At 60.8% G+C, this 10,364-nt stretch carries 7 protein-coding genes; 1 reads left to right on the top strand and 6 read right to left on the bottom strand.

What is annotated here, in order from left to right:
• Positions 1-47: 47 nt before the first annotated feature.
• The 6 genes from NIBR502773_RS00210 to NIBR502773_RS00185 all read right to left on the bottom strand — a co-directional run bounded on the left by NIBR502773_RS00210 (position 48) and on the right by NIBR502773_RS00185 (position 8,931).
• Positions 48-1,133, bottom strand: a complete 1,086-nt coding sequence (locus NIBR502773_RS00210; protein WP_141155012.1) for an LLM class flavin-dependent oxidoreductase — start codon at positions 1,131-1,133, stop codon at positions 48-50.
• Between the two features lie 19 nt (positions 1,134-1,152).
• Positions 1,153-3,714 carry a TonB-dependent receptor plug domain-containing protein gene (locus tag NIBR502773_RS00205; RefSeq protein ID WP_115488692.1) on the bottom strand — a complete coding sequence of 854 codons (2,562 nt, stop codon included), beginning with the start codon at positions 3,712-3,714 and terminating at the stop codon, positions 1,153-1,155.
• 119 nt (positions 3,715-3,833) lie between these two features.
• The gene (locus tag NIBR502773_RS00200; RefSeq protein ID WP_141155011.1) at positions 3,834-5,390 is read right to left on the bottom strand and encodes an ABC transporter substrate-binding protein; all 1,557 of its coding nucleotides are present in this window, start codon (positions 5,388-5,390) and stop codon (positions 3,834-3,836) included.
• Positions 5,391-5,394: 4 nt separating this feature from the next.
• Entirely contained in the window at positions 5,395-6,600 is a 1,206-nt protein-coding gene (locus NIBR502773_RS00195) for an LLM class flavin-dependent oxidoreductase (RefSeq protein ID WP_065941404.1), read from the bottom strand.
• 13 nt (positions 6,601-6,613) lie between these two features.
• On the bottom strand, positions 6,614-7,840 hold the full coding sequence (locus tag NIBR502773_RS00190; RefSeq protein WP_065941405.1) for a S9 family peptidase: 1,227 nt from the start codon (positions 7,838-7,840) through the stop codon (positions 6,614-6,616).
• A gap of 14 nt (positions 7,841-7,854) precedes the next feature.
• Positions 7,855-8,931, bottom strand: coding sequence for an ABC transporter substrate-binding protein (locus tag NIBR502773_RS00185; RefSeq protein WP_141155010.1), 1,077 nt, complete (start codon positions 8,929-8,931; stop codon positions 7,855-7,857).
• Between the two features lie 345 nt (positions 8,932-9,276).
• On the opposite strand from NIBR502773_RS00185, the gene NIBR502773_RS00180 reads away from it, so the two are divergent.
• Positions 9,277-10,344, top strand: coding sequence for a sigma-54-dependent Fis family transcriptional regulator (locus NIBR502773_RS00180; protein WP_065941407.1), 1,068 nt, complete (start codon positions 9,277-9,279; stop codon positions 10,342-10,344).
• Positions 10,345-10,364: the final 20 nt, after the last annotated feature.

Below are 10,364 nucleotides of genomic sequence, written 5' to 3'. Positions count from 1 at the left end.
CAAACCCCTTGAAGGAACCGGCTTGCCGGCGATGGCTTCAGCCGTCGTTAAGCAATTTTCGCCTTGCGCCGCAACGCCTCTTCACGCACTGCGGGGATAATCCACCGCCCATAATCCACGGTGTCGTACAGCGGGTCATAACCGCGATTCAAGAACGTGGTAACGCCCAGGTCCACATAATCCAGCAGTGCCTGCGCCACCGTTTCCGGGGTACCCACCAGCGCGGTGGTATCGCCATAAGCGCCCACTGCTGTCGCCGTCGGCATCCATAGCGCGCGATCATGACGATCACCCAACGCCGCCGCCGCTAACAGACGTTCGGAGCCGGTGCCCTTGAGCCGCTTCTGCCACGGACTGCCCGCCGCAAACTGTGGATTGGCCTTGATCTGCTCCAGGATCTGCTCGGCGCGTTGCCAGGCTAATTCCTCTGTTGCCCCCAAAATCAGCCGCACCGACAAACTGACCCGTGGCGCTTCAACACCCGCTGTTAATGCTGCCGCCTTCAGCTTGGCAATTTGCTCAGCCACGCCGCTTAATGGCTCGCCCCACAGCGCATACAGGTCCGCATGCTTCACCGCGATCTGATAGGCAATGTCGGAAGAGCCGCCAAACGAGATTGGAATATGCGGCTGTTGCAACGGTTTGACCGGTGAAAACGCACCCTTGATGTTGAAGTACTCACCTTCGAAATCGAACGGCTCTTCGGCCGTCCAGGTGCGTCGCACAATCTCCAGATATTCATCGGTGCGCCTGTAGCGTTCGGTCTTGTCCAGCAGAAAGTCGCCGTCCTGTGGCTCGGCGGTAATGCCGGTAATCGCGTGCAAGCGAATGCGCCCGCCGCCAGTGGTATGGTCCAGCGTGGCAAACGAGCGGGCAGCGACGGTCGGCGCGGTGAGGCCGGGGCGATGGGCGATCATGAAGCCCAATCGCTCAGTGTGCGCCGCCGCATACGCGGCAATTTGCAGGCTGTCGGCACTGCCGGGGCCGCTGGCGATCAGCACACGGTCGAAGCCTGCATGCTCATGGGCGCGGGCATGGTGACGGATAAAGTCGAGGTCGAAATCCGGGCTGCGAACGCCACGGGTTTCGGACCACTGGCGAGGGAAAATCATGCCGACAAATTCGATAGACATAACGTGCTCCTGGTGCGGATCAGAATTGATAGTCGACCTGGGCCAACAAGGTGCGGCCAGGCATGGGTTGCAAAAAAGTGTTGGTGGAACCGGCCAGTCCGCTGACGAAGTTCAGTTCATTGGTCAGGTTGAGCACCCGTAACGTGGTGCTCCATTGCGGTTGGCGGTAGTACACGGCGAGATCGAGGTTGTATTCGTTCGGGATCTTTACGGTCTTGCTGAGGTTCAGGTACCAACTGCTGGTCCACCAGCCTGAAAGTTCGGCGCCAAAGCCTGAGTCGAAGCGGTAGTCGACATACCCGCTGGCGGTGTATTCAGGAATCTGCACCGCGTCGAAACGCCCGGACGGCCGCTGGTTGAGGCTATTGTTATCGCCGAACACTGTGCCGTTGTCGGGAATGAACCCCGCTGAGGCAAATCCGGCCTGGGAGGTGAACTCGTTATAGGCGTTGAGCTTGGACAGGTTCAGACCGCTGCGAAGGTGGTCGTCCGGTTGATAGCGCACGGTGGCTTCCACACCCTTGATCATCAGCCGCGCGATGTTGTTATTGCTGTCAGGTGCCTGGTCGCGGGCTTGCTTGAACGCCGCCAACGTCATGAACAGCTGGTTAGGCACTGCTTCGACCTTTACCCCGACTTCATGCAGCACGCTCAAGCTCTGGAACGCCAGCGGGTTGAGCTGGTTGGCGCCACTGCCGCTGCCCCAGCCAAGGCCGTTGGAAAAGAACCCGGTGTTGACCGCCAACGAGCGGTCGAAGGTGTAGTACAGCGTGGTGTTTTCAGTCGGTTTTACATACGGGCTGACCTGGAAAGCAAACAGCCGGTAATTGTCGCTGTCCTTGCGCCGGTTGCCACCGGCGAGTACGAACGGGTTGTCGATCTCGGCCTCGATCCAGCTGCGGCTGGCGCCAATATTCAAGCCGAAATACTCGCCGTACTTGAGGTTGTGCTGGCTGAACAGGGTTTTGGTGGTCCAGGTGCTTTCAGCGGTGTAGGGCGCCACCGATTCGGCGTACAGGCCGTGCCCAGCTTCATACATGGGCGGCAGGTTGAGCCAGCCGTAGTAGTTGGAGTATTGCGGCACGCCGGGTTGTCCGATCCAAGCGCCGTTGCCGCCGGCAGGGTTGCTGGCGTTGAGGCCGAGTAAGTCACCAGGGTTTTTGCCGGAAGGGCCTTGGGTCAGGTCATAGGCATTAATGGTCGAGCCAAAGCTGTTGTTCGCAGCAATCGACTGGTTGAATTCGCGGCGGTAGATCAGGCCGCTGTTGCTGTCATCGCGCAGGGTCCAGCCGCCCAGCTGGGTCTCGTTGCGCGAGCGGAACTCGAAGCGGTTATCGAAAATGTTGTCCTTCGATTGCACCTGGAATGCGCCCACGGCATCGGTGATGTCCTTGGAGCGTTCATAAAAAGTGCTGTTGGCTACGGTGATAGTCGGCGACAGGTCGGCCTCGATACGCAGTTGCGTGGTAAAGCGCCGCGAGCTGCTTTCGTCCTCTTTGCGCTGCCCGGTCTGTGATGACAGCGACTGCTCGCCATTGCCCGCCAGCGTCGGGTCATACACCCAGCCACGCAGGCTGCCGGGGTTGGCCTGGGTATTCGGTGGGGCGGTCTGGAAGCTGCCGTCGACCACACTGTATTGGCCCTGGGCGTTGCGTTGGCGTTTTACCCAACCGAGTGTTGGCGCATCGGCGGCGCCCGAAGCCAGCACCGGCGACCACAGGGTACTGCCGTTCTGGATAATCGGCGTGGCGCGCCCGGCGTAGTATTTGCCGTTGTCCACCAGGTCCTGGGTAGCGCGGTTCCAGCCGTGGGTGATGTTGTAGTCGTAGTAATTGTCGTAGCTGGCGTTCCAGTCGACGCGCACGTTGTCGTTGCGCCAGGCCAACGCGCCATAGAAGGCGTCAAAATTGTTCTCGACATTGTCATAGAAGTCCTCCTGGCGCTGCTTGGTGATGCTCATGCGGTAGGCCAGGTTGTCACTCAGAGGCCCGGTGTTGTCGATGCTGAATTTGTTGGAACTGCGTGAGGTGCCGTCTGGAACCCACGAACCCAGCTCGCCGCTGAGTTTGGTCTTGAACGCGTTGAAGTCGGGTTTCTTGCTCAGGTAGTTGACGTAGCCGCCGCTGCCGGATACCGAGCCGTAGGTCACCGAGGACGGGCCGGCAACGATGTCCGCACCTTCATAGGCGTTGAAGTTGGCGGGGTGGCGCACGGCGTAACCACGCTGGCCGTCCTGGAAAATCTCCGAACCCTGGCCACGAAACTGCGGTGCGATACCCGCGTTTTGCCCGCCGCCCCGAGTGATGCCGGGCGCATATTTGACCAGGTCGTCGGCGCTATGGATCGCGCCGCTCGCCAATTGCTCGGCGTTGATTTGCACCACGGAGCGCGGCGTGTCCAGCACTTTGGTTTCCGTGCCACCGTACACTGAGGTCGGCGGGCGGGTGGGCAGTGCGTCGTCATCCGACTCGCTGGCACTTGCCTGCACGGTCACGGTTTGCAGTTGGGTATCGGTGGCAAAAGCCTGCAGCGGCAGGGTGACTGCCAGCAGCAGGGGAAAACGCAAGGCGATAGCGTGCATGGCAGAAATGACTCCTGTCGAAAATGGGTATCAATGTGATGCCTCGTAGGCGCCCGGTTGATCGGCAAGGCTTGGGGGCCTTATCGCCGGCAAGTCGGGCTCCTGCGGGGAATGAGGTGTCAGGCCGTGTCTTTGAGCCAGAGCTTCTCGAAGCGCCAGGTGCTGAACAGCGACTGTTCTGCCTGGGCCCCACCGACGCGCGTGGAAAAGCTGTCCAGCAGGTCGGCATACCCCCAGATCAACATGCCGCCGCGTTCGTACTGGATCTGCTGCACCTGATGCACCAGAACCTTGCGTTTTTCCAGGTCGGGCTGGGCCATGGCGGCGAGGAACAGTTCGCTGAATTGCGCGTCGTTGAAGTGGGTCTTGTTGGATACTGCAAAGGGAGCGTCGGTGTGGATTGCACTGGCGAGGAACGGTGCACCGATGCTGCCCCCGGTGCTCAGGGTCCAATCGTTTTTCAGTGGGCCCTGGAAAGTGGCGAGGTCTACTTGCTTGACCTTAAGGGTGACGCCGATGCGCTTGGCCTGCTCAGCCAGCACTAATGCTGAACTCAGGCCTGGACCCGGGGTGGTGATCAGTTCCACCTCGAGGTTTTCCTGGCCGGCGTCCTTGAGCAGTTGTGCGGCGCGCTGAGGGGCATACGGTCGCGGGCCAAGGCTGTGGTTGAAGGTGGGGTCGCTGGGCGCATACAAATCATTGGCCACTCGGCCCTGGCCATTTAGCGCGCGACGGACCAGTTCTTCGCGGTCGGCCAGCAAGCGAAATGCCTCGCGCACCCGCGGGTCGTTGAAGGGCGGCTTGTCCAGATTCATATCGAAGGACAGCCAGTTGCCGGTCACCGATTTGATGACCTTCAACCGTGGGTCCTTCTCCAGGATCGGCAACTGTTCGGTGGGCATCGAGTTGGCCATGTCGATCTGCCCGGCGCGCAGTGCGGCGAGGCGTGAGACCTGATCCTTGAAATCGATGATTTCCAGCTCGTCGGCGTACGGCTTACCTTCCTTGTAGTAATTCTCGAAACGCGTGAACAGGGAGCGCTGGCCGGGGGTGAAGCTTTTCAGTTTGTAGGGGCCGGCGCCCACCGGATTGGTGACCGGGTGGTAATCCACCGGCACGATACCGCCGAAGTTGACCCAGGTTTCGGCCAGCGGCATATAGCTGCGGCCGTCGCGAAAGTTCAGGCGCACGGTGCGGTTGTCGAGTTTGACCAGGTTGTCGCGGTCTACCCAGTGCAACAGTGCCGCATACGGCGAGGCCAGTTGCGGATCGGTGAGACGGCGGATCGAGAACATCAGGTCGTCGGCGTCAATGGTCTTACCGTTGTGGAACTCCAGGCCCGGATGCAAGCGCAGGGTCCAGGTGCTGGCATCCGCGTTGGGTTCGGCGAACTCGGCGAGTGCCAAGCGCGGCTGCATTTGCTCATCCCACTCCCACAACTTGCTATACAGCGCAAAGCCACGAACGATGCCGCTGCCCACCGGTTTATGCGCGTCCAGATTGCCGCTCTGGTTGCCATCGAGAATCCCCAGGCGCAGGCGGCCGCCGTAGCGTGGCTGGTCGCTGCCGGTGGCGGCAGCCGGTGCGTTATTCGGGCCGCAACCCGCCAGCAGCAGTGCGCCGCCGGCGGTCGCGCTGTAGCCGAGAAAGTCTCGACGGCTCAGCAGTAAGGTCATGGTTTCAGGCTCCGCCGTTGGCCGAGTGCAGTTCGCGCACCGGCTCCAGCGGGCGGCTCAACACTGAACGTTCGCTGCGAAAGTGCGGCAGGATATGCTCGCCGAGTCGGTAGGCTTCTTCCAGGTGCGGATAGCCGGCGAGGAAGAACAGGTCGATGCCGAGGTTGTTGTATTCGCGAATTCGCGCCACCACGTTTTCATAACTGCCAACCAGCGCGCAGCCCGGTGGGATGCCGATATAGCCGAAGCCAGCCCACACGTTCGGGTGGATAAAAAAGTCTTCGAAACCCTGCGCCTCGTTTTTCTCGGCAAAACCATGCTCGTAGCTCAGTTTGCGTGCGGTGCGCAGCCCGGCGTGGGCGGCCACGGCCTTGACCGCGCCACGGGCGATGCCTTCGTCGAAGAAACGCTTGGCTTCAGTGCGTGCCAGTTCATCGGTTTCGCGGGTGATCACATCAATCGACAGGCCAAAGCGAATATCGGTGCGCCCCCATTTCAACGCACGTTGGCGCAGGTCGGCGATCAGTGCGGTGATTTCATCCGGGTGCTCGGCACGCATCAAGTAGAAATCCGCGTGCTTGGCGGCGAACTCCCGTGCAGCGATGGATGAGCCAGCCGTGCAGATAAGCGGCAACTGCGCCTTTTTCAGCGGCGCGCGCAAGCCCCCACCGTCGGCCTTGTAGAACTTGCCATCGTAGTGAAATGACTCGTTGTGCCAATAGCCCTTGACCACGTCCATGAATTCGGTGGCGCGCTCGTAGCGTGCATCGTGGTCGCTGTAGTCGCCGACCTGGCGCTGGATCGCGTCCGAGCCACCGTTGATGATGTTCCATACCAGGCGGTTGCCGGTGGCGCGTTGGTAGGTCGCCGCCTGCTGCACGGCCACCCATGGGGTGTAGTGGTAGGGCTGGAACGCGGTGACGAATTGCAGGGTACGAGTTTCGCGGGCCAGCAGCGAGCACACCGTCCACGGCTCTTCGCCGCTGGGCGCGTTGACCATCAACACACCGCCGAACTTATTGATCTCGGCGGCCTTGGCGATCTGGCCCAGGTAGTCGATGTAAGTGAAGTGGTCGCCCACGCTGAACCCGGACACAGCCCCGGTGCTGTCGGGACCGCCCCGATGCCAGTCGCCACGGTTACGCGGGTCGCCCGGCAGGAACTGGGTTTCGCCGTGCAGCGGCAGGCGAGTAAAAAATTCGATGCTCATGCAAGCCTCCTGCTTACTGCGCGGTTGGGGCGCAGACTGGGGTGATCGGCTGGTCATTGATGACTTTGTGGGCGAATGGGATCGAGTCCTTGAGCGAGGCATTGACCGTCGCGCTGTGGCCCAGGCCTTTGTACAGGTGGCCCTCGACTACGGAACCGGCGTTGCAGGCGTCCTGCATCAGCTTGACCTGGGTCGCGGCGGCTGGGGTGACGTCTTCGGCACCGGTACCGATGAACACCGGTTTGGACGTTTTCAGGGTGGGGTAGGCGACTTGCGCGAGCCACGGCGCGAGCTGTTTGCCTTTGTAATCTTTCTTGGTGTTGGCAATGCTCAGGCCCAGGCCCTCCACGTCGCCTTCTAGAGCGAACAGACAGCTGGTGCGAGCCTGTTCGAAGATGGGCAGCGCCTTGTCGGTGTAGAAGTCCGCCGGGTTGATGCTCGGGTCGTATTGCTGGGCGGCGAGCAAGGTGTAGAAGCCGTAGGCCAGGGTCGGGTCGACTTTATTGCGCACTTCCTCGCTGGGATTTTTCGCGTAGTCGAGGGTGTAGATCACGCCGGTGCCGATGCTGCCCTTGACGCCAAGGTCCGGGGCGTAAGTGGCGGCATAGGCCGCTGCGGCAAACGCGCCGGCCCCGCCTTGGGACTGGCCGACGATCAATACCTTGTCAGCCAACCCAGGTACGCCTGCAACTACGGCCTTGGCGGCGTCGAGGATGCCGTAGGCGGCCATGCGGCTGTTCAGCAACGGGTGGCCGCCGGGTACGCCGAGCCCTTGGTAGTCGGTGGCGACCACCGCAAACCCTTCTGCCAGCCAGCGGTTGAGGTACGCCACATCGCGGTAGGAGCGACCTTGCCAGGACGGTGCACACACATCTGCGACGCCGACTGTGCCATGGCCCCAGCTTGCGACCGGCCAACCGCCGGCCGGCGGTGTGCCCTTGGGCAGGAACAACGCGCCGGAAACCACGACTGGGGTTTTATTATCGATACCATCGGTGGAGGTGTAGAGGATGCGTTGGGCGCTGGCGGCGTTTGCCAGGCTGATGGTCTTGTCCAGCGGTTCGCTGCGCAACAGCTTGCCCGGAATGGCCGGAATGGCTTTTTCCCAGGTGTAGAACGCCGAGACGCGGCCATCACCTTGCAGTGGGTCCGGTTTTGGGGCGTATACGTCAGCGGCGAATGCGCTCATGGACAAGGCCAGTACGCTGAGACCGAAGGCGAAAGAATGCGGCAGTTTCATTATCAATTTCCCTATCAAGGATTGGTGCTGACCTGGCCACGCAGGGCCGGCCAGTAGTCAGTGAGTTTCAGGTCGATCAAAGCCTGGTTGGTAAAGCCGGTAGCCAGTGACGGGCCGATGTCATAGGTGTCGCGAATCAGGTGGTTGGCCAGGGCGTAGGTGGTGAGGGCCTGATAGTGGGCCTTGAGTTGCGCATCGCTTTTCGGCGCCCAGCGCTCCTTCCAGGCCACCGGGTCGTTTTGGTCGTCGCGACGCAGCACGCTTTCAGCGGTACCGGCGCGAGAGGACAGCTGGTAATAGGCGTCCTGGTTTTGCGGTTGAGAAATCCACCACGCTGCCTTGACCCAGGCGGTCGCCAGCAATTGGGTGATGTCTGGATGCTGCTGCACGAAAGACTCGGTGCCCCATAGGTCGGAGATCAGGCGCCAGTCATTGTTGCCCTGTTTGGTCGACCAGATGATCTTGCCCACGCCCTTGTCTTCCAGGGCATAGGCCTCGCTGAGCAACACGGCTGCATCGACCTTGCCGGCAGACACCGCTGCCGCGCCGACCTGCGGGTTGAGGTTGGCGATCTTGAAGTCATCGAGCTTCAGGCCCTTGCTGGCGAGGAAGTTGCTGAATGCGAACTCCCAAGGCCGGCCACGGTGCAGGGCCAGGCGCTTGCCCTTGAGGTCTTCGATGGTCTTGGCGCTGGAGCCTTCGGGCACCACCAGGTAAATGTTGTTACCACTGCCGCCGGGCACGATCAGCTTGCCCGGCACACCGCCGGCACCGGCGATCACTGAGGGCAGGTCTCCGCGTACGGCGAAGTCCAGGCTGTTGTTGCTGAACCCTTCGTTGATCTGCGGGCCGGCGCCGGCGTGGGGTAGGGCGATCCATTCGAGTTTCACCCCGCGCTCGCGCAGTTGGGCCTCCAGCCAACCGTCTTCGATCACGCGGCCGGCAATCCCGCCAAATACTGGCTTGCCACCTTGGGTATAGGCGACGATAGCGATTTTTACCGAGGCCGGGGCAGCCGACTCGGCGAGCGCCGCGCTGCTTGCCAGTAGGCCGAACAGAGCGATGAGGCTTCTGTGCCAGAAATTTCTCATGAGGTTTCTCCCTACCTGAATTCAAAACTCTTTGCAGGCACCGGCTTGCCGGCTCCTACAGGGGGTCGTGTTGGGAGGGAGAGAGCAGATTGCATGCCAGCTGCCGGAAAAATCGCTCTAGGCCGCGTGCTGTATGGGCTGCAGTGTCTGAGGCAGCAACGGCCTGTCTGATCTGCTGCTGGTTGACGAACACGTGGGTGCTGGCCGGTTGCTGCTCCAGCAGCAGTGGTAGGTGATGTTGTTGGTATATGCGATCAGGGAATATATAAATATTAATTTATAATTAAATGGTCTAGAAAACTTCATGCACTATTGAGTACGCGCTTTTACTGCCAGGAACGCACCATGTCGCTGATCACTCACCCCAATCCTCGCGAATTGACCAAGTCGGTGCGTGCTACCGTGCTGGTCTTCAAGGACCCGCGCTCTCAGGAATTACTGTCACGTATCGAACGCCTGGCGCCCAGCGAAGCCAATACCTTGATCATTGGCGAGACCGGGACCGGCAAGGAACTGGTCGCACGACATATCCATCATCTGAGCCGTCGCGGACGTGAACCTTTCGTGGCGGTGAACTGCGGCGCGTTTGCCGAGACCCTCGTGGAAAGCGAATTGTTCGGCCACGAGAAAGGCGCGTTCACCGGCGCTACCACCCAGAAGGCCGGTTGGTTTGAAGCCGCCAACGGCGGCACGCTGTTTCTCGATGAGATCGGTGATCTGCCGTTGAACATGCAGGTGAAGTTACTGCGCGTTTTGCAGGAGCGCGAAGTGGTGCGCCTGGGCTCGCGGACACCGATCCCGATCAATGTGCGGCTGGTGGCCGCCACTAACGTTAACCTTGCCGATGCCGTCGTTGCAGGTAACTTCCGCGAAGACTTGTTCTACCGTCTGCACGTCGCCACCATTCGACTGCCGCCTCTGCGCGAGCGGCCGGGCGATATCCTGCCCCTGGCGGAATTTTTTCTCGAAGAGCACTGCCAGCGACTGGGGTACAACCGCGCCACGTTGAGCATCGATGCTGAGCGAAAGCTGTTGGAACATAGCTGGCCGGGCAATATCCGCGAGCTCGAAAATGCCATTCACCACGCCTTGCTGGTGTGCCGCAACCAGTTGGTGCAGCCGCCGGATCTTCATCTGGTGGACATGCGATCCTCGGGTATTCGCCAGGAAGAGGCTACCCATACTCCAGCCGCCCTCAGCGGTCCCGTGGACTTGGAAACGGCCCTCAATGCGTTATTCGAACAGAATATTCCCGACCTTTACGAGCATATTGAAGAGACGATCTTTCGTGCTGCTTACCGGTACTGCCATGGCAACCAATTGCAAACTGGGCGCCTGCTCAATATCAGCCGCAACATTGTCCGGGCGCGACTGGAAAAGATTGGTGAGTTGGGAGCGTCAGCGAGAATTTAACTGATCTATCCGCAACTAAA

The organism is Pseudomonas sp. NIBRBAC000502773, from assembly GCF_006517195.1.
In the GTDB taxonomy this organism is placed as follows: Bacteria; Pseudomonadota; Gammaproteobacteria; order Pseudomonadales; family Pseudomonadaceae; genus Aquipseudomonas; species Aquipseudomonas marginalis.
The sequence above is the reverse complement of the archived record's forward strand: the minus strand, read 5'-3'. Positions and strand labels throughout refer to the sequence as shown.